The sequence below is a fragment of the Roseateles sp. NT4 genome, from assembly GCF_051857475.1.
Taxonomy (GTDB): domain Bacteria; phylum Pseudomonadota; class Gammaproteobacteria; order Burkholderiales; family Burkholderiaceae_C; genus Pelomonas.
On the sequence record NZ_JBPZGZ010000001.1, the window covers coordinates 1736913 to 1756691 of the forward strand.

The following is a 19779-nucleotide window of genomic DNA, read 5'->3' on the forward strand; positions in this document are numbered from 1 at the left end:
CAGCAACCGCGCGTCCTCCTGAACGAAGACTAGAACAAGCTGCCCTGCGCCGACAGCTTGCGCGGTGGCTTGAACAAGGCGAGTTGCACCGGCCTTCGCTCCGTGCGCAACCCCAGCTTGACCACCACCCGCCGTAGCCGCGCGCGCAGCAGGTCGGCCCAGATGCCTTCACCGCTGAAGCGGGTGCCGAAGCGGGCATCGTTGTCCTTGCCGCCGCGCATGTCGCGGATGCGGGCCATCACGCGGTCGGCGCGGTCGGGGAAGTGGCGCTGCAGCCAGTCCTGGAACAGCGGATTGACCTCCCAGGGCAGCCGGATGGGGATGCTGAAGGCGCTGCTGGCGCCAGCGGCATGCGCGGCTTCGAGGATGTGCTCCAGCTCCGGTTCGTTGATGAAGGGAATGATGGGTGACACGCTGACGCCCACCGGCACGCCCGCGTCCGCCAGCGCCTGGATGGTGCGCAGCCGGCGGGCCGGCGCCGCAGCACGCGGCTCGAGGATGCGGGCCAGGTCGTTGTCCAGCGTCGTGACCGACAGATAGACCGACACCAGGCCCTGGGCCGCCATGGGCGCGATCAGGTCCAGCTCGCGCTCGATGCCGCTGCTCTTGGTGACGACGGAGAAGGGGTGGCTGGTTTCGGCCAGCACCTCGATGATGCGCCGCGTGATGCCCAGCTTGCGCTCGATGGGCTGGTAAGCATCGGTGGCCGTGCCGAGCACCAGTGACTTGGGCTCGTAGCGCGAACCCGCCAGCGTTTCGCGCAGCCGCTCCGCCGCGTTGACCTTGGCGACGATGCGGGTCTCGAAGTCCAGGCCCGGCGACAGGTTCAGATAGCTGTGCGTGGGCCGCGCAAAGCAGTAGATGCAGCCATGCTCGCAGCCCCGGTAAGGATTGATGGAGTAGTCGAAGGAGATGTCGGGCGACTGGTTGCTGGTGACGATCTTATTGGCGTGCTCCTCGATGACCTCGGTGGCGGGCGGCAGATGCTCCTCGGCGGCCTCCTGGTCCAGAGAGCCCCAGCCGTCGTCGTACTGCTCGCGCTCGCACCGCTCGAAGCGATGCGGCATGGCCGTGGCCGTGCCGCGGCCCTTGATGGAGTCAAGGGGGACGAGGCTGGGCTGGGCGGCAGCGATACGGGTGGCAGCAGGCGGCATACTGTGAATATATACAGTATTCATCGCAACTTCCAGCAAAGGCTTGATGCCTGCTGGGGATGGCCGGGCGCGCGCCCCTGGGTAGAGTGCGCGCCATGCTGATGGCCCTTGCGCGGCACCTGCCGTTTCTCCTTCTCGCCCTCTCCCTGACCTGCGCCGCGGCGCCGCCCATGCCTTCCCCCGGCAACTACCGCATCGACGGCGAAGCCGTCATGCGCAGCGGCAGCGGGCCGACGCTGATCGAGCGCATCGAACGCTGGGAAGGCAGCAACGGCAACCGCGTCATCACCAGCACGGCCGGCGACCGCTCGCACCAGCAGAGCTATGCCGGCACCGAACCCGTGACCTGGTGCGTGCCCGGCGTCTCCGTGCCGCCCAACCTGATGCCCGATCGCTGCAAGTCGCGCTGGTGGCCGGCCCAGGGAGGCTCCGAGATGCAGGCCGAATGCGCCGCCGGCCGGGTCCAGGAGCACTGGAAGCAGATCGATGCCAAGACCTGGGAGCGGCAGGCGACGTTCACGCCGGCGCCGGGCGGCGGCAGCGACCCGGCGGCGGCTCTCGCAATGGCCGAGAAAGGCCTGTCGCCCGCCGAAGCCGCCAAGGCCCGCGCGGCCATCGCCGCCCTGCCCTCGGCCCAGCAGCGGGCCGATGCGATGGCACCGGTCTACGCCAAGATCGAGGAAGCCATCCGCAACGGCACACCCCAACAGGCCGCCGAAGCACGCCAGATGCTGGCCGCCCTGCAGGCCACTCAAGGTGGCGGCGGCATGATGTGGACGACGACGCTGACCGAGCGCTGGACGCGCATCGCCGAGGCTTGCACGCTCCCGCGCAAGCCCTGACACCGGCTCGCTGACGCGGCTGCCGGAATTCGCCGTTGCTGCACTGCGCAGCAACACGATGTCCTTAGACTCGCCTCGATGACGATTTCGGAAGCGATGCCCGGCATGCCGCAGCGCCTGCGCGACCAGCGCGACTATCTGCGCCTGCTGGCGGCACGGGTGACCGGCGGCGCGGCCAACCAGATGCTGATGGTGGCCCTGGGCTGGCAGATGTATGACCTGACCTCCAGCGCCTGGGACCTGGGCCTGGTCGGACTTGCGCAATTCCTGCCCGCTCTGCTGCTGACCCTGCCGGCCGGCCATGTGGTGGACCAGCATGACCGCCGCTTGCTGCTGGCGGCCAGCTTGGGGCTGCAGTTGATGGCCGCAGCCTGCCTGACGCTGTCCAGCATCGGCGCCTGGGTGGGCCCGAACATGATCCTTGCGCTGTCCATCCTGCTGGGCTGCGCCCGCGCGCTGCAGATGCCTTCCCAGCAGGCCCTGATGCCGACCCTGGTGCCGCCCACTCTGCTGCCGCGTGCCGTGGCGGCCGCGAGTTCGACCATGCAGGTCTCCATCATCGCGGGGCCGGCCCTGGGCGGCGCGCTCTACGCGCTGGGGCCCTGGGCCACCGGCGCCGCAGCGCGTGGCGACGCAGCGCATTGGGGTGCGGCCATCGTCTACGGCGTGTCGCTGCTGCTGCTGGTCAGCGCCATCGCCAGCGTGCTGACCATCCGCCATCGCGCGGTCCAGCCGCGCCGCGCCGCGCCCGACCTGGCCCAGTTGACGGCGGGCATCCGCTTCATCTGGCAGCGCCCCGTCGTGCTGGGCGCCATCTCCCTGGACCTGTTTGCCGTGCTGCTCGGCGGGGCCACGGCCCTGCTGCCCATCTTCGCCAAGGACATCCTTCACACCGGCCCGGAAGGCCTGGGCCTGCTGCGTTCCGCGCCGGCCCTGGGTGCCGTCGTCGTTGGCGTCTGGCTGGCCCGCCACCCCATCGCGGGCCGCGCAGGCCACTGGCTGCTGGGCGCCGTCGCCGTGTTCGGGCTGTCCATGATTGCCTTCGCGTTGACGGCCTCCTTCATGGTCGCCTTTGCAGTGCTGGTCGTCAGCGGCGCGGCGGACATGGTCAGCGTCGTCATCCGCCAGTCTCTGGTGCAGCTGGAAACGCCCGACGAGATGCGGGGCCGCGTGGGTGCCGTCAACTCGGTCTTCATCGGTGCCAGCAACCAGCTGGGCGAATTCGAGTCCGGCGCCACGGCCGCCCTGCTCGGCCCGGTGGGTTCGGTGCTGCTCGGCGGCTTCGGCACGCTGGCCGTCGTGGCGCTGTGGTTCAAGCTCTTCCCGGTACTGGCGCAGCGGGACCGCCTGATGCCCTAGCGTCTCGCGGGGTCGCTAACATGCCGCCGCAACAAAACGGCCGACAAGCCGCATCAGGGAGGAAGCAGCATGTTCATCGTCTGGGGAAAGAAGATCGTTCGCCGCCGCTGCGGCTTCGTGGCGGACTTCTGTCCGATCTGCCGCACGGCCCGGCCTTTCAGCGTCGAGCGCGTGGGTTCGGCCAGCCATGTCTACTACCTGAGCTTTGGCGAGGGTGACTTGCTGGGCCATGAGCGCACCTGCCTGGACTGCAACACGCCGTTGCGGGCGGAGCCCGAGAGCTATCGGGCCCTGTCCAAGAAGCGCCTGCCGCTGCAGGAACTCGTCGCGCAGACCTTCCCCAACTTGCGGGAGGCACAACATCAGCGCTTCGACCTGGAGGCACGCATCAGGAACGACCTGGGCTCGCTGTCCCGGGAGGACCGCACGACGCTGATCCACAACCCCTTTCTGCTGCTGTCGCCCAAGGTGGATCGGCGCTTCGAGCGGACCCACATCGACTTGCCGCTGGCCGCAGCCATCCTGGCGGGCATCGCTCTGTTCGTCACCGGGCCTGCGGTGCTGCACCGCGCCTTCCCCAACCAGGAGGGCGAGCTCTTCCTGATCTTCGGCTTGCTGGGCCTGGCCCTGATGGTCTGGCAGGGCATCCAGTCGGGCCGGCGCTTCATGCGTCGCGAGGTCCTGCCCCAGTTGGTGCGCGCCCTGTATCCCCTCAAGCCCCGCGAGCACGAGGTGAAGGCGACGCTCGAGGCGCTGCGCGCGAACCGGCACCGACTGGGCCGGCGGGTGAAGGCGGCCGATCTGATGGCGGGCCTGGACAGCTACCAGCCTGAGCCGCTTCCCGCGGAATTCGCGCCGCCGGGATCGCGAATGATCTGAGACCGAGGGCCTGCGAAGGTAGGTCTCGGCCTACATGCGCATGCGGCATCGGCGCCATGGCCGGGCTGGGTGCTGCGACCTAGAGTTGAATCGTCGAAAGCCAGGAGTTGTTGCCTCAACAGGCCGCTCCAAAAGCCAACGACTGAAGGCCCGATGCCATGCGTCGGGCCTTCTCTTTTGTACCTCTGCATGAGGGTATGGCTTATGTCACGGGCAGCGCGGGCGGCTACAAGCAGCGCCATGCGCAAGTTCCTCACGCTCATCCCTGCCCTTCTCGCCACCACGCTGCTCACGCTGGGCAATGCCCGTGCTGACGAGCCCGATGCGGCCCAGTTGCACAAGCCATTGCAGATGGAGGCCGGCACCTGGGATGCCGAGGTGAGCTTCTTCGAGGATGGCAAACCATCTGGCACCGCGCGAGGCGTGCAGACCAACACCTTGCTCGCCAACGGCCACTGGCTGGTCAACGACTTCAGGATCCCGGCGACCGACCGTTTTCCGGCCTACCAGGGTCACGGCGTCTGGGGTTTCGATCCGGTTGCCAAGACCTATGTGAACACCTGGGTCGACACCAACGACCGCGGCGTACGTACCGACTACGGCTTCTGGCACGAGCCCGCGCAGACCATGGTGTGGTCAGCCAAGCAGAGCGACGGCCAGGGCCACTTTGTCGACTACCGCATGACCGAGGAGTTCAAGGGCGACACGCGCATCTTCACGGTGCACCAGCTGACGATGGTGACCGCCAGGCCCTCCCTGCTGTTGCGCATCGTCTTCACGCGGCGCGCCTGAACGCCGCAGGGTCTATATCCGGCCCATCAACAGCAGCACCACGACGATCAGCAGGACGAGCCCGAGCCCGCCGCTAGGCCCATAGCCCCAGTCGCGGCTGTGAGGCCAGGTCGGGATGGCGCCGACCAGCAGCAGGATGAGAACGATCAGCAGAATGGCACCGAGACTCATGGTCTTCTCCTGGGTGACTGAGGGCTGGCGCCGCTGGCAGCTCGGACCGAACCGAAACCATCGGGCGCCTGTCAGCACTCTCGCCGTGGATCCGGCTCCAAGGTGTAGGACTTGGCCTAAGCGCTCGTGAGCAGATGCCTTGCGCTGACGAGCCACGAGAAGCGAAAAGGCCACCGAAGCGTGATGCATCGGTGGCCCAGGCTGGGCGACTGGCTGCGCAGAATCAGTATTCGTCCCGCTCCACGCCGACGTAACCCGGCGCCAGGTTCTCAAACTTGGTGTGCATGCGCTGGAACATCAGCTTCACCGTGCCCACCGGGCCGTTACGCTGCTTGGCAATGATGATCTCGGCCACACCCGGTTCCTTGCACTCGTCCTTGGTGTAGTACTCGTCGCGGTAGATGAACATGATGATGTCCGCGTCCTGCTCGATGGCGCCGGATTCGCGCAGGTCGGACATCATGGGCCGTTTGTCGGGGCGCTGCTCCACCGAGCGGTTCAGCTGCGACAGCGCGATGACGGGACAGCGCAGCTCCTTGGCCAGGGCCTTCAGGCCGCGCGAAATTTCACCAAGCACCGTGGCACGGTTTTCCTCGCTGCCGCCGCCGCTGCCGGACATCAGCTGCAGGTAGTCGATGACGATGAGGCCGAGTTGGCCGCTGATGCGTGCCTGCCGACGCGCGCGGGCACGCACCTCGCTGGGCGACAGGCCCGGGCTCTCGTCAATGTAGATGGCGGCCTTGCCGAGCTTGTCGACGGCTTCGGACAGGCGGCCCCATTCGTCGTCCTTGAGCTGGCCGGTGCGCAGATGGCTTTGGTCGATACGGCCGATGGAGCCGACCATACGCAGGGCGAGCTGGGCGGCACCCATTTCCATCGAGTAGATGACGACGGGCAGGCCCTCGTTGATGGCGACGTTCTCGGCGATGTTGACGGCGAACGCCGTCTTGCCCATGGACGGGCGCGCCGCCAGCACGATCAGGTCGCCCGGCTGCAGGCCGGCCGTCTGCTTGTCGAGGTCGTAGAAGCCGGTGCGCACGCCGGTCACGTCCTGGTACCCGGCCTCAGCCAGCTCGTTGACGCGATCGATCAGCGCAACGACCAGGTTGTCCATGCTCTGGAAACCCTGGCGGCTGCGCGAGCCTTCCTCGCCGATCTTGAAGATCTTGCCCTCGGCCTCGTCCAGGATTTGCGTGACGGCGCGGCCCTGGGGGTTCAGGGCCGCGGTGGCGATCTCGTCGGACGTGGACACCAGCTTGCGCAGGATGGCGCGCTCGCGAACGATTTCGGCATAACGGCGCAGATTGGCGGCACTCGGCACGCTCTGGGCCAGGGCGTTCAGATAGGCCAGGCCGCCGCACTCCTCGGCGCGGCCAACGGACGTCAGCTCATCGAAGACCGTCACCACGTCGGCAGGCTTGCCGGCGTTGACGAGCTTGCCGATGGCCGTGTAGATGTGCTTGTGCTCGAACCGGTAGAAGTCCGTCTCGGTGAGCAGGTCGGCCGCGCCGTCCCAGGCCGAGTTGTCGATCAGCAGGCCACCCAGCACGCTCTGCTCGGCCTCGACCGAATGCGGCGGCACGCGCAGGCGCGCGACTTCATCGTCTTGCGGTACGGCGGAGGAGGAAGCGGGAAAGATCGCGGACATGCCTGTGGACAAAGCTGTGGACGAACGGGGCGCAACCGGTGGGCAGCGTGGGAAAACTCAGGCCGAAAAAGCCGAAGGCCGAAACCTGGGGAGGCTTCGGCCTTCTTTGCATGTTGCGGCCTTTTCAGGCCGCAGCGCAAGAGTCGTTTACCGGGGCTTACTCAGCTTCGGCGACGACTTGAACGGTGATCTCGACGACCACGTCCGTGTGGGCGGCAACGCTCACCGGGAACTCGCCGACGGCCTTCAGCGGGCCGTTGGGCAGGCGGACTTGCGACTTGGCGACGGCGGTGCCGGCCTTGGTCAGCGCGTCAGCGATGTCGGCGTTGGTGACGGAGCCGAACAGGCGACCGTCAACACCGGCCTTCTGGGCGATGCGAACCGTGGAGCCGGCCAGCTTCTCACCCAGCTTCTGGGCTTCGGCCAGCTTGGCGGCGGCGATCTTTTCCAGTTCGGCGCGCTTGGCTTCGAATTCCTTGATCGCGACTTCCGTGGCGCGACGAGCGGCCTTGGTCGGGATCAGGAAGTTGCGGGCGTAGCCGTCCTTGACCTTGACGACATCGCCGAGGTTGCCGAGGTTGGCGACTTTTTCGAGCAGGATCACTTGCATGTCGTCAGCTCCTTAGACCTTGTGCTGGTCGCTGTACGGCAGCAGGGCCAGGAAGCGCGCACGCTTGATGGACACCGTCAGCTGACGCTGGAAGAAGGCGCGCGTGCCGGTCAGGCGAGCGGGCGTGATCTTGCCGTTTTCGGAGATGAAATCGCGCAGCGTGTCGATGTCCTTGTAGTCGATCTGCTCGACACCGGCGACGGTGAAGCGGCAGAAACGCTTGCGACGGAACAGCAACGATTGTTGGTTGCGCTTGGGCTTCTTGTCTTTAGAGAAGCGACCTTTGCCACGAAGAGGGGGCATGTTGGACCTCTGTTAAATCTATCCGGATCAATCAATTCCGGGTTCAGGGAGCAGCAGCTTCGATCACGGTGACGTGGGCGATGAAGCCCCGGCCGTTGCGCTGGTGGGTCAGGAAGCCACGAAAGATCGCGATGCCACCGACTCCCAGCGCCTGCAACTGCTTGGCCACCTCGCCCACCGCGACCGCCTTGATCTCCAGGGAGATCTTGCGCGGCTTGCCGGCTTCGATGACTTCGGACTCAGCCTTGAGGCTTGCGTCCAGGGCCATCAGCCCGGCGGGGGTGTAACGGATCAGACCGAGTTGCTGGATCTGTGCCTGCAGGTGAAGCTGGTTCACTCAGTAAGCACGCTGCTCGAAAAACCTGGTTCTTTTAGCGATGAGCAGTGCTCAGGCCGCTTCCTGTTGCGGAGCCTTGCGGGCTTCTTCGCGCTCGACAGCCTTCATCATGACCGAGGGGGTCGTGATGGCCTTGTCCTGAACCACGGTGAGGTGGCGCAGCACGGCGTCGTTGAAGCGGAAGCCGGTCTCGAGCTCAGCCAGGACTTCCTTGCTGCACTCGATGTTCAGGCACAGGTAATGGGCCTTGGCGAGCTTCTGGATCAGGTAAGCCATCTGGCGACGGCCCCAGTCCTCGACTCGGTGCACGACACCACCACCGGTGGTGATCAGGCCCTTGTAGCGCTCCAGCATGGCCGGAACTTGTTCGCTTTGATCCGGATGGATCAGCAGAACGATTTCGTAGTGACGCATATTTACTCCTTGTGGATTCCAGCCCGGCGCTGTCGGAATGAACTGCCGGTCTGTGGAAGCCGCGCCACGGCGTCTACACGCGGTGCGGCAAGGGGGAACCAAGGATTCTAGCCCGGAAGGCGGAATCGGCCAAATCGACGTTTTGCGGGCCGAGCGCCGGGCCGCTCCCTAGCCGGCCCGCCTGGGGCGATGTGCTTGCCGGTCGAGCCGGCAAGCATCGCCGTCCCCTCGGGGGACCGGCCAAGGTATTCCTTGGCCGAGGGGCTAGCGCATGCGCAAGCCGTCAATGAAATCACGGTCGCGCTGGCTCGGAGCGGCCGTCAGCAGGCTGACGATGGCGAGCACGAGGGCGCCGACCGGCACGCCGAAGAGTCCCGCCGAGGCAGGCTGTATCCCCCAGATCAGCGTCGCCGGGCCGGGCAGGCCGATCAGGGCGCGCGCGCCGGGATGGGCCAGGACGAGATAGCCCAGGCAGACGATGAGGCCGGCCAGCATGCCGGCCAGCGCACCCGCGCGGTTGGCGCGGCGCCAGAACACGCCGGCCACCAGGGCCGGGAAGAAGGTCGAGCCGGCGATGGAGAACGCCGCCGTGACGACGGCCAGGATGTCGGCCGGCCGGCTGGAAGCCACGGCCGCCGCCGCCAGCGCCGCGGCCAGCAGCAGGGCCTTGGTCAGCGTGACGCGCCGCGTGCGCGAGGCCTCGGGATTGATGGCCTTGTAATAGAGGTCATGGGACAGGGCGCTGGAGATGGCCAGCAGCAGGCCGTCGGCCGTGGACAGCGCCGCCGCCAGGCCGCCGGCCGCGACCATGCCAGAGATCACATAGGGCAGGCCGCCCAGTTCGGGCATGACCAGCATGACGAGGTCGGGATGCAGGCGCAGCTCGCCCAGCTGCAGCTTGCCGTCGCCATTCAGGTCCACCGCCGACAGCAGGGCCGGGTCAACGCGCTGCCACTGGCGAATCCAGGCCGGCAACTGGTCGAAAGAGGTCCCGACGAGGCTGTTGAAGACCTCGGTCTTGACCATGACGGCCAGGGCCGGCGCCGTCAGATAAAGCAGGCAGATGAAGACCAGGGACCAGGCGACCGACTGGCGCGCGGTGCTGACGGAAGTGGTTGTGTAGTAGCGCGTCAGCAGATGCGGCAGGCCGGCCGTGCCGACCATCAGGCACAGGGCCAGGGCGATGAAGTTGAGGCGTGCCGCACTGGCCTGCTCGCGCTCGGCCGGGCTGCCATCGGGGTTGCCGGCAAAGGGCTGGGTGTGGGGCACGAGGCCGGACAGCGGCTGGGCCAGCAGGGCCTCGCCCGCCTGCTCGCGCCGCCAGCGCTCCTCGGCCTCGTGGGGCGTGCGCGGCAGGGCCGCCCGCTGCTTCTCCGCCACCTGGATGCGGGCCAGCGGCGCATCCTCGGCTTTCAGAGCCGCCACCTGCGCGGCCGCCCTCGCCTGCTCGTCGGCCAGGGCCTGGGGTACGTCGGCCAGTCGGGCAGCGGCTGCGTCGGCGCGCTGCTGGTGGATGGCCCGCACCTGCAGTTCGCCCGGGTCGCGCATCAACTCGCGCTCGCGCTCGGCCAGCTGATGAAGCTGCTGGCCATAGACAAGCTGGGGCAGCGGCCAACCGGTCTGCTTGACGCTGAGCCAGATGACCGGCACCAGATAGGCCAGGATCATGATCAGGTACTGGGCCACCTGGGTCCAGGTGACCGCCCGCATGCCGCCCAGGAAGGAGCAGACCAGCACACCGCCCAGACCGACGAAGACGCCGACCTCGAAGCCCAGGCCGGTCAGCCGCGTCGTGATGAGGCCGACGCCATAGATCTGCGCGACCAGATAGACAAAGGACACCAGGATGGCGGCGCAGGCCCCGACGATGCGCAACGCGCGGCTGTCGAAGCGCTCGGCCAGGAAGTCGCCGAGGGTGAACTGGCCAAAGCGCCGCAGATAGGGCGCGATGCACAGGGCCACGAGAACGAAGCCGCCCGTCCAGCCCAGCACATAGGCCAGGCCGGCATAGCCGCTGGCGTACAGCGTGCCGGCCAGGCCGATGAAGCTGGCCGCGCTCATCCAGTCGGCACCGGCGGCCATGCCGTTGTACAGCGGCGGCACCTTGCGGCCGGCGACGAAGTATTCGGCCGGGTCGGTGGTGCGGCAGAGGATGCCGATGACGGCGTAGACCAGCACCGTCGTGCCGAGGAAGGTGTAGCCGATCCAGACCTTGGGCAGGCCGCGCTGCTCGGCCAGGCCCAGGCCGACGACGAGGGCGATGAAGCTCAGCGCAAAGAGGGCGTAGCGGCGGTGGAGCGGGCGAGCGGGCACGGCCCGGATGATGGCGTTAAAAAGCCCAGGCTCCCCTTACGGAGAACCCGGGCTGATCGTGAACGGCGAAGACTTACTTGGCGGCCAGGCGCTGCCAGGTCTCGATGACCGTGTCCGGGTTCAGCGAGATCGACACGATGCCCTCCTCGGCCAGCCAGTCGGCGAAGTCGGGGTGGTCGCTGGGGCCCTGGCCGCAGATGCCGATGTATTTGCCGGTGGCGCGGCAGGCGCGGATGGCGCGCGAGATCATGGCCTTGACGGCCGGGTCGCGTTCGTCAAAGTCGCCGGCCAGTTGCTCCAGGCCGGAATCGCGGTCCAAACCGAGTGTGAGCTGCGTCAGGTCGTTGGAGCCGATGGACATGCCGTCGAAATGCTCCAGGAACTGCTCGGCCAGGATGGCGTTGCTCGGTACCTCGCACATCATGATGACGCGCAGACCGTCGACACCGCGCTTCAGGCCCTTCTCGGCCAGCATCGTGACGACCTTCTCGGCCTGCTTCACGGTGCGCACGAAGGGCACCATGATCTCGATGTTGGTCAGGCCCATCTCCTTGCGCACGCGCTTCAAGGCCTCGCACTCCATCGCGAAGGCGTCCTGGAACTCGCCGCTGATGTAGCGGGAAGCACCGCGGAAACCCAGCATGGGGTTCTCTTCATCCGGCTCGTAGCGGCTGCCGCCGATGAGCTTGCGGTACTCGTTGGACTTGAAGTCGGACAGGCGCACGATGACCGGGCGCGGGAAGAAGGCGGCGGCGATGGTCGCAATGCCTTCGGCCAGCTTGTCCACGTAGAAGGCGCGCGGCGAGGCGTGGCCGCGAGCCACCGACTCGACGGCCTTCTTCAGGTCGGCGTCGATGTTCGGATAGTCCAAGATGGCTTTGGGGTGGACGCCGATGTTGTTGTTGATGATGAACTCGAGGCGGGCCAAGCCGACGCCGCCCGAGGGCATCTGCGCGAAGTTGAAGGCCAGCTGCGGGTTGCCGACGTTCATCATGATCTTGATGGGGCAGTACGGCAGCTCGCCGCGGTGCACCTCGCTGATCTCGGTTTCGAGCAGGCCGTCGTAGATGTAGCCGGTGTCGCCTTCCGAGCAGGCCACGGTGACGAGCTGGCCGTCCTTGAGCTTGTCGGTCGCGTCACCGCAGCCGACGACGGCCGGGATGCCCAATTCCCGCGCAATGATGGCCGCGTGGCAGGTGCGGCCGCCGCGGTTGGTGACTATTGCCGAGGCGCGCTTCATCACCGGCTCCCAGTTCGGGTCGGTCATGTCGGTGACGAGGACGTCGCCCGGCTGAACGCGCTCCATCTCGGCGACGCTGTCGACCAGGCGGACCGGGCCGGTGCCGATCTTCTGGCCGATGGCGCGGCCTTCGGCCAGCACGGCACTGTGGGCCTTGAGCTTGTAGTGGTGCTCGACCTGGCCGGCGGCCTGGCTCTTCACCGTCTCGGGGCGGGCCTGCAGGATGTAGAGCTTGCCGTCGACGCCGTCGCGGCCCCACTCGATGTCCATCGCGCGGCCATAGTGCTGCTCGATGATCATGGCGTACTGGGCCAGCTCGGTGACCTCGGCGTCGTTCAGCGAATAGCGGTTGCGCGACTCGACGGCGGTGTCAACCGTCTTGACCAGCTTGCCGCTGGCGGCCTTTTCTTCAGGCGACGCGAACTCCATGCGCAGCAGCTTGGAGCCCAGGTTGCGGCGGATGATGGCCAGCTTGCCGTTCTTCAGCGCGGGCTTGTGGACGTAGAACTCGTCCGGGTTCACGGCGCCCTGTACCACCGTCTCGCCCAGGCCGTAGCTGGAGGTGATGAAGACGACGTCGGGGAAACCGCTCTCGGTGTCGATGGTGAACATGACGCCGGCCGAGCCGAGGTCGCTGCGCACCATGCGCTGCACGCCGGCCGACAGGGCCACGTCGCCATGGGCGAAGCCCTTGTGCACGCGGTAGCTGATGGCGCGGTCGTTGTAGAGCGAGGCGAACACCTCACGCATCTTGTGCAGCACCTCGTCGATGCCGACGACGTTCAGGAAGGTTTCCTGCTGGCCGGCGAAGGACGCGTCGGGCAGGTCTTCAGCGGTAGCGGACGAGCGCACGGCGAAGCTCACGCCGGGGTTGTCCGCGGTCAGTTGCGCAAACGACGCGCGCACGCCGGCTTCCAGGTCGGCCGGGAAGGGCTGGTGCTCGATCCAGCCGCGGATCTCGGCGCCGGCCTCGGCCAGCGCGCGGACGTCGTCGGTGTTGAGCGTGGAGAGGCGCGCCGCGATGCGCGCGTCCAGGCCCTCGTGCTTGAGGAACTGCCGGAAGGCATGCGCCGTGGTGGCGAAGCCTCCGGGGACACGCACGCCGCTGGCGGCGAGCTGCGAGATCATTTCGCCGAGGCTGGCGTTCTTGCCGCCAACAGACTCGACGTCGGTCATCCTCAGGTTCTCAAACGGTACGACCAGGGCGGTCGCCTCGAACAGGGTGGACATGGGAAAACTCCGGGAGGTTGAAAAACCGGTGTCGTCGCGTCGTCCGCGCCCGGTGCCGAGCTCGTAAGCTCAAGGCAAGCGCAGCTCCGTCCATTTCTGGATTCTTCTCGGAGGAGGGAGGTGCGCATGGGCTGATCGCGAGGAATTGCGGCGGATTCTAGGCTGCGGGTTTCACCTGGGTACGGGAAAAGCCTGTGCAATAAGTCCCGCCACGGCGCCATGTCCCCTCTTCGGGGGTGTCGTGAAAACGTTGTCACCCTGCGGATGGCGCTCCTGCGCCCGGGCGCCTGCCCTGTGCACAATGCCCGCGTGACCACCGAAGCCGCGCCCGAAGTCAACCCGCACTATCTGGACCATGTGATCCAGACCGCCGAATCGCGCACGGTCGAGGCCTCCGAGGACATCCTCAGCCAGAACGGCATCAAGCTGCTGGCCAAGGGCGCCCAGATCAACGACAAGGTGCGCGAGCGCCTGCTGATGCACAAGCTGCAGAAGCCGCTGGAAGACTGCATCCAGGTTGTCGACGGTGTCATGCCCGAGAGCTTCGGCCCGCTGGGCCAGGCCCTGTTCGAGCAGCATCCGCTGCTGCGCGCCCTCTGTGCCCACGACCTCTATCCCAGCGCACCGACGACGCTGGCCACGCTCAAGCTCAGCGCGCCGGTGCAGTCGCTGCTGACCGTCTACGCCGAATACCAGGGTGACCGCCTCAAGCACACCGTTGGCGTCGCCATGCTGGCCCTGGCGCTGGCGCGGCGCATGTTGCCCGGCGAGACCGAGCAGCACAAGATGCTGGCCCTGGCCGGCCTGCTGCACGACGTCGGCGAGCTCTACATCGACCCGCAATACATGAAGCCGGGCACGCCGCTGGGGCCGCAGGAATGGCGCCACGTGGCCTCCCACCCCGTCGTCGGCGAACGCGTGCTGCGCGGCATGCCGGGCGCCGGCAAGGACGTGGCCAGCGCCGTACTGCACCACCATGAACGCCTGGACGGCTTCGGCTATCCGCGCGGCGTGCAGGGCCCTGCCCTGCCCCTGGCGGGCCAGATCCTGGCTGCCGCCGAATGGCTGATGGCCCTCATCGAAACCGGCGTGACGCCGCTGACGCGCGCCAGCGTCGCCACCAAGCTCATCCCGGGCGAGTTCAGCCGCGAGCTGACCGAAGCCATCACGGCTGCCGCCCTGGCCGACCAGGCACCGCCTGCCAAGGCCGCCGAACCCCAGCCGCTGGAAACGGCCATCCCGCGCGTCGTCAACATCGCGGCCAGGTTGAAACGCTTTCAGGAGGCCCGGCCATGGATCGAGGAGCGCATCGCCAAGGCCCGCCCCGGGCTCAAGGCCGTGCTGCAGGCGGGCCTGCAGCGCCTGCTGCGCATCCAGACCGCCTTCTCCAGCACCGGCCTGGACGCCCACGACCCCAACGCCCTGGTGGCCGTGCTGTCGGAGCAGCGCGATGCCGAACTGCAGGTCGAGCTGATGACGGTCGTCGGTGAACTTGAATGGCGGCTGCGCGAACTGGAGCGCGAGTCGCTGCTGCGCGCCGGCCTGCTGCCCGGCGAGGAAAGCGCCGTCATGCGCGAGCTGATCGCCAAGCTGAAGGGCGAAGACTAGGCCCCTGGATATCATGGCCTCGCCCTGAACTTCGCGAGCAGTAGCCATGACCGCCAGAACCGTTTACTTCGTCTCTGACGGCACCGGCATCACCGCCGAAACCTTCGGCAACTCCATCCTCGCCCAGTTCGCCATCAAGGCCCGCCATGTGCGCCGGCCCTTCATCGACTCGGCCGAGAAGGCCCATGCCGTGGTCGCCGAGATCAACGAAGTCGCGGTGCGCGAGGCCCAGCGGCCCATCGTCTTCGCGACGCTGGTGGACCGCGACGTGCTGAAGATCGTGCGCGAGCACTGCCAGGGCCGGGTCATGGACATGTTCGGCACCTTCATCGAGCCGCTGGAAGACGAGTTCGGCATCAAGAGCAACCACCGCGTGGGCCGCTTCTCCGACGTGGCCGAGAGCAAGGAATACCACGACCGCATCGAGGCCATCAATTTCTCGCTGGCCCACGACGACGGCCAGTCGGCACGCAACCTCGACGTGGCCGACGTCATCCTGGTCGGCGTGTCGCGCTCGGGCAAGACGCCGACCTCGCTGTACCTGGCCATGCAGCATGGCATCAAGGCCGCCAACTACCCGCTGATCCCCGAGGACTTCGAGCGCCGCAAGCTGCCCGCGCCGCTGCTGCCGCACAAGCGCAAATGCTTCGGCCTGACCATCGACCCCGAGCGCCTCTCGTCCATCCGCAACGAGCGCCGCCCGGGCAGCAAATACGCCGACGTGCTGAACTGCCGCTACGAAGTCAACGAGGCTGAGGCCATGATGAAGCGCGACGGCATCTCCTGGCTGTCGTCCACGCACAAGTCCATCGAAGAGATCGCGACGACCATCCTGCGCGACATCCGGCCGGATCGACTGATGTACTGATGCCGGCCCACGCCCTTCTCCTCGTCCTCACCGCCGCCCTCCTCCACGCCGTCTGGAACCTCGCCGCCAAGCGCTGGGGCGGCGGCACGCATTTCGTGTTCAGTTGTGCGCTGGGCGTCTGCGTGCTGTGGCTGCCCGCCGTGCTGTGGGTGGGGCTGGACGAGCTGCCGCGCTGGTCGTGGCTGGCCTGGGGCTTTGTCGCCGCCAGCGCCGTCGTGCATCTGGGCTATTTCAACTGCCTGATCGCCGGCTACCGCGCCAGCGACCTGACCGTCGTCTATCCGGTCGCGCGCGGCAGCGGGCCTTTCCTGTCCGCCCTCGCGGCCGTCGTGCTGCTGGGCGAGCAACTCGGCCCGAGTGGCGCGCTGGGCCTGGCGGGCGTCGTCGGCGGCATCCTGCTCATCACCATGGGCCCACGCCTGATCGGACGCGGCGTCGTGGACCATGAAGCCACTGCGCAGATCCGCCGCCGCCACGGCGTCTACTGGGGTGTTGCCACCGGCACGCTGATCGCCAGCTACACCGTGCTGGACGGCTACGCCGTCAAGGTGCTGGCCGTGTCGCCGCTGATGCTGGACTACTTCGGCAACGTGCTGCGCGTGCCGCTGCAGCTGCCGACCCTGTTGCGCCAGCCCCAGACTTTCTGGCCAGAACTGAGGCGCAGCTGGAAGGGTGTGCTCGCCGTCGCGGGCCTGGGGCCGCTGGCCTACATCCTCGTGCTGCTGGCCATGCGCGAGGCACCGCTGTCACGCGTGGCGCCGGCGCGTGAGGTGTCCATGCTGTTTGCCGCACTGCTCGGCGGTCAGTTGCTGGGCGAGAGTGAACGCGGCTGGCGCATTGCCGGTGCGGCGCTGATCGGGGCCGGCGTGATCGCGCTGGCGCTCTAGGACAGCATCGACGCGTTGACCGCTCCGCACTCCGCGTCATCGTCTTCAAAGATCACGATGAACCAGAACGACTGCGCGGGCGAGCCGTGCACGTCCTGCAGGTCCGCGGCGGGCTTGGACAGCTTCAGCCTGAGATCCAGCGACAGCTCCTCGGCGGCAGCCAGGTCTTCGCGCGCCACGGCCTGAAGCTCTGCGGGCTCGTCGCGGAAGTCCAGCACCACGACCAGATCATTGGTCTTGAAGTGGCGCTGCGCGGCCTGCGCGAAGTCGGTGACGCGCTCGTCGAGGATTTCCTGGATGCGGTCGGGAATGGCTTGGCTCATGGCGGAATGATGGCTCAGAAGCTGCCCGCCGGGATGACGTCGCGATAGACCGCCAGGTAGCGCAGCGCCGCATCGTCCCAGCCAAAGTGCTGGCGCATCGCCGCCTGCCGCACCCGCCCCCAGTACTCGGGCCGACTCCACAACGCAAAGGCCCGGCGCAGCGCGCGGCGGTAGGCATCGGCATTGAAAGCGTTGAAGACAAAACCGGTTGCCGTGCCAGCGGCCAGGTCTTCCAGCGTCGTGTCGACGATGGTGTCGGCCAGGCCGCCAACGCGGTGCACCAGCGGCAGCGCGCCGTAGCTGAGGCCATAGAGCTGCGTCAATCCGCAGGGCTCGAAGCGGCTGGGCACCAGCATCACGTCGCTGCCTGCATAGATGCGGTGGGCCAGGCCTTCGTCCATGCCGGTGCGGCGGGCGATCTGGCCCGGGTGCCTGGCGGCAGCCGCGGCGAACTCCGCTTCCAGGCGGGCATCGCCGCTGCCGAGAATGACGAGCTGGCCGCCGGCGTCGATGAGGTCCTTCAAGGCTTCCAGCACCAGCGGCAGGCCCTTCTGCTCGGTCAGGCGGCTGACGATGCCGAACAGCGGCGCCTCCGCTTTCACATCCAACCCGCATTCGCGCTGCAGCGCGGCCTTGCAGTCGGCCTTGCCCTCGGGGCGGTCGACGCTGTAGGCCTGGGCGATGCTGCGATCGTGGGCAGGCGACCAGACGGCGTAGTCGACGCCGTTCAGGATGCCGTGCAGCACGTCGGCGCGATGACGCAGCAGGCCGTCCAGGCCGCAGCCCTGCTCGGAGGTCTGGATCTCGCGCGCATACGTCGGGCTGACCGTCGTGATCGCATCGGCGAAATGCAGACCGGCCTTCATGAAGCTGACCTGGCCGTAGAACTCCACGCCTTCGACGGCGTAGTGAGCAGGCGGCAGGCCGAGGTCGCAGAAATGGTCGGCCGGGAACAGGCCCTGGTATGCCAGGTTGTGCACGGTGAAGACCGTGCGCGCCTCGGTGCGGCGGCGCGAACGGCTGGCAGCGATGTGGGCGCAGGCCAGGCCGGCATGCCAGTCGTGGGCATGCACGATCTGCGGCCGCCAGGCCGCGTCCACGCCTTCGGCCAGGCGCGCGGCGGCCAGGCCCAGCAGCGCGAAGCGGCGGTGGTTGTCGGCATAGGCCACGCCGGCGGCATCGCCATAGGGGTTGCCGGGGCGGTCGAACAGGCCCGGCGCATCCAGCACATAGACCGGCATGTCAAAGCCCGGCAGGCGGCCGCGCAGAAGCGCAGCCCTGCCCTCGCTCCACGGCAGGGCCACGGGTGCGACGGCGCATTCATTCACCAGCGATTCGCGGATGGCCGGAAAGCCCGGCACCAGCAGGCGCGGCTCGGCGCCGCCCGCTGCCAGGGCCACGGGCAAGGCGCCGGCCACGTCGGCCAGGCCGCCGGTCTTCAACAGCGGAAACAGCTCCGCGCTGACCTGCAGGACGCGCATCAAAGTTTGGCCAGCATCTGCTTTGTGATCAGCACGACGCCGTTCTCGGTGCGCTCGAAACGCTCAGCGTCCAGCTTCGCATCCTCGCCGACGACCAGGCCATCCGGGATCTCGCAGCCGCGGTCGACGATGACCTTGGTCAGCCGGCAGTGCCGCCCGATCTCCACGCCGGGCAGCAGCACGCACTGGTGGATGTTGCAGAAGGAACGGATGCGCACGTTGTTGAACAGCACCGACTGCACGACGTGCGAGCCCGACACGATGCAACCGGCGCTGACGATGGTGTTGACCGTCATGCCGTGCATGCCGTTGTGATCGGGGATGAACTTGGCCGGCGGCAACTGGCGCTGGTAGGTCCAGATCGGCCAGTCGGTGTCGTAGATGTCGAGTTCGGGGCTGATGGAGGCCAGGTCGAGATTGGCGGCCCAGAAGGCGTCCAGCGTGCCCACGTCGCGCCAATAGGGCGGCGCGCCGTTGGGGTTGTGGATGACGCTCATGCTGAAGGGATGGGCCACGGCACGCTGCTCGCCGACGACCTTGGGAATCACGTCCTTGCCGAAGTCGTGGCTGGAGTTGGGATCTGCCAGATCCTCGGCCAGCAGGCGATAGAGGTAGTCGGCGTTGAAGATGTAGATGCCCATGCTGGCCAGGCAGACGCCCTCGCGGCCGGGGATGCAGGGCGGGTCGGCGGGCTTTTCCTTGAAGGCGGTGATGAGGCGCTCGCCGTCGACCGCCATCACGCCAAAGGCGCTGGCTTCCATCTTGGCCACCTCGATGCAGCCCACCGTACATCCCGCTCTCGTCGCCACGTGGTCGACCAGCATGGACGAGTAGTCCATCTTGTAGATGTGGTCACCAGCCAGCACGACGATGTAGTCGGCGCCGGTGCTCTGCACGATGTCGAGGTTCTGGAACACCGCATCGGCGGTGCCGCGGTACCAGCTCTCGTCGTCGGTGCGCTGCTGGGCCGGCATCAGGTCGACCGTCTCGTTCAGCTCGGCGCGCAGAAAGCTCCAGCCGCGCTGGATGTGGCGCAGCAGCGAATGGCTCTTGTACTGCGTGACGACGCCGATGCGGCGGATGCCGCTGTTGACGCAGTTGCTCAGCGCGAAATCGATGATGCGGAACTTGCCGCCGAAATAGACGGCCGGCTTGGCGCGCGAATCGGTCAGCTGCTTGAGGCGCGAGCCACGGCCGCCGGCCAGGACGAGGGCAATCGCGCGGCGCGCGAGCTGATGGGGCGAGGCGACGGGGGGCATGGACCGATCTCCGCTGGGCTGCAAACGCTTGCAGTTTGGCCCAGTGTCTCACCGCATCGCA

Annotated in this window: 19 protein-coding genes; 7 read left to right on the top strand and 12 right to left on the bottom strand. The window is 67.4% G+C overall.

The window, feature by feature from the left end; all coding sequences use genetic code 11:
- Positions 1-29: 29 nt before the first annotated feature.
- Positions 30-1154: a PA0069 family radical SAM protein gene (locus ACS5PN_RS08145; protein ID WP_439463424.1), complete on the bottom strand. Its 1125-nt coding sequence runs from the start codon at positions 1152-1154 to the stop codon at positions 30-32.
- A 95-nt stretch (positions 1155-1249) separates the two neighbouring features.
- Between ACS5PN_RS08145 and ACS5PN_RS08150 the strand changes: the two genes are divergently transcribed.
- The 4 genes from ACS5PN_RS08150 (at position 1250) to ACS5PN_RS08165 (ending at position 5026) form a co-directional block, all read left to right on the top strand.
- Positions 1250-1996, top strand: a complete 747-nt coding sequence (locus tag ACS5PN_RS08150; RefSeq protein ID WP_439463425.1) for a hypothetical protein — start codon at positions 1250-1252, stop codon at positions 1994-1996.
- A 78-nt stretch (positions 1997-2074) separates the two neighbouring features.
- Entirely contained in the window at positions 2075-3355 is a 1281-nt protein-coding gene (locus ACS5PN_RS08155; RefSeq protein ID WP_439463426.1) for an MFS transporter, read from the top strand.
- A 69-nt stretch (positions 3356-3424) separates the two neighbouring features.
- Complete coding sequence (locus ACS5PN_RS08160) at positions 3425-4234, top strand: hypothetical protein (RefSeq protein ID WP_439463427.1); 810 nt, start codon at positions 3425-3427, stop codon at positions 4232-4234.
- Positions 4235-4474: 240 nt separating this feature from the next.
- Positions 4475-5026, top strand: a complete 552-nt coding sequence (locus ACS5PN_RS08165; RefSeq protein ID WP_439463428.1) for a DUF1579 family protein — start codon at positions 4475-4477, stop codon at positions 5024-5026.
- A gap of 12 nt (positions 5027-5038) precedes the next feature.
- On the opposite strand, the gene ACS5PN_RS08170 is transcribed toward ACS5PN_RS08165, so the two are convergent.
- The 8 genes from ACS5PN_RS08170 to ppsA form a co-directional block, all read right to left on the bottom strand.
- Positions 5039-5197: a DUF3309 family protein gene (locus ACS5PN_RS08170; protein WP_439463429.1), complete on the bottom strand. Its 159-nt coding sequence runs from the start codon at positions 5195-5197 to the stop codon at positions 5039-5041.
- Positions 5198-5420: 223 nt separating this feature from the next.
- A complete protein-coding gene (gene dnaB / locus ACS5PN_RS08175; RefSeq protein ID WP_439463430.1) occupies positions 5421-6845 on the bottom strand; it encodes a replicative DNA helicase in 1425 nt (474 codons plus the stop codon).
- Positions 6846-7002: 157 nt separating this feature from the next.
- Positions 7003-7455 (bottom strand): 50S ribosomal protein L9, encoded by a 453-nt coding sequence (gene rplI, locus ACS5PN_RS08180; RefSeq protein WP_439463431.1) that lies wholly within the window; start codon positions 7453-7455, stop codon positions 7003-7005.
- 12 nt (positions 7456-7467) lie between these two features.
- Complete coding sequence (gene rpsR / locus ACS5PN_RS08185) at positions 7468-7758, bottom strand: 30S ribosomal protein S18 (protein ID WP_119045494.1); 291 nt, start codon at positions 7756-7758, stop codon at positions 7468-7470.
- A 43-nt stretch (positions 7759-7801) separates the two neighbouring features.
- Positions 7802-8095: a primosomal replication protein N gene (gene priB / locus ACS5PN_RS08190; protein WP_439463432.1), complete on the bottom strand. Its 294-nt coding sequence runs from the start codon at positions 8093-8095 to the stop codon at positions 7802-7804.
- Positions 8096-8146: 51 nt separating this feature from the next.
- A complete protein-coding gene (rpsF, locus tag ACS5PN_RS08195; protein WP_119045492.1) occupies positions 8147-8509 on the bottom strand; it encodes a 30S ribosomal protein S6 in 363 nt (120 codons plus the stop codon).
- Between the two features lie 264 nt (positions 8510-8773).
- Positions 8774-10822 (bottom strand): sodium:solute symporter family protein, encoded by a 2049-nt coding sequence (locus ACS5PN_RS08200; RefSeq protein ID WP_439463433.1) that lies wholly within the window; start codon positions 10820-10822, stop codon positions 8774-8776.
- A 73-nt stretch (positions 10823-10895) separates the two neighbouring features.
- Positions 10896-13292 carry a phosphoenolpyruvate synthase gene (ppsA, locus tag ACS5PN_RS08205; RefSeq protein ID WP_439463434.1) on the bottom strand — a complete coding sequence of 799 codons (2397 nt, stop codon included), beginning with the start codon at positions 13290-13292 and terminating at the stop codon, positions 10896-10898.
- Positions 13293-13601: 309 nt separating this feature from the next.
- On the opposite strand from ppsA, the gene ACS5PN_RS08210 reads away from it, so the two are divergent.
- Genes ACS5PN_RS08210 through ACS5PN_RS08220 form a run of 3 tightly spaced genes read left to right on the top strand, consistent with a single transcriptional unit; the run spans position 13602 to position 16655 of the window.
- Positions 13602-14900, top strand: a complete 1299-nt coding sequence (locus tag ACS5PN_RS08210; RefSeq protein WP_439463435.1) for an HD-GYP domain-containing protein — start codon at positions 13602-13604, stop codon at positions 14898-14900.
- A 46-nt stretch (positions 14901-14946) separates the two neighbouring features.
- Complete coding sequence (gene ppsR / locus ACS5PN_RS08215) at positions 14947-15768, top strand: posphoenolpyruvate synthetase regulatory kinase/phosphorylase PpsR (protein ID WP_439463436.1); 822 nt, start codon at positions 14947-14949, stop codon at positions 15766-15768.
- Entirely contained in the window at positions 15768-16655 is an 888-nt protein-coding gene (locus tag ACS5PN_RS08220) for an EamA family transporter (protein ID WP_439463437.1), read from the top strand. The genes ppsR and ACS5PN_RS08220 overlap by 1 nt, the downstream gene beginning before the upstream one ends.
- Here the strand turns inward: ACS5PN_RS08220 and ACS5PN_RS08225 are convergent.
- From ACS5PN_RS08225 to glgC, 3 genes are read right to left on the bottom strand one after another with little or no spacing between them, the layout of a single operon-like run.
- Positions 16652-16978, bottom strand: coding sequence for a hypothetical protein (locus ACS5PN_RS08225; RefSeq protein WP_439463438.1), 327 nt, complete (start codon positions 16976-16978; stop codon positions 16652-16654). The two genes, ACS5PN_RS08220 and ACS5PN_RS08225, sit on opposite strands and share 4 nt — an antisense overlap.
- 14 nt (positions 16979-16992) lie before the next feature.
- Complete coding sequence (glgA, locus tag ACS5PN_RS08230) at positions 16993-18459, bottom strand: glycogen synthase GlgA (protein WP_439463439.1); 1467 nt, start codon at positions 18457-18459, stop codon at positions 16993-16995.
- A complete protein-coding gene (gene glgC, locus ACS5PN_RS08235; protein ID WP_439463440.1) occupies positions 18459-19718 on the bottom strand; it encodes a glucose-1-phosphate adenylyltransferase in 1260 nt (419 codons plus the stop codon). Before glgC ends, glgA begins: the two co-directional genes overlap by 1 nt.
- Positions 19719-19779: the final 61 nt, after the last annotated feature.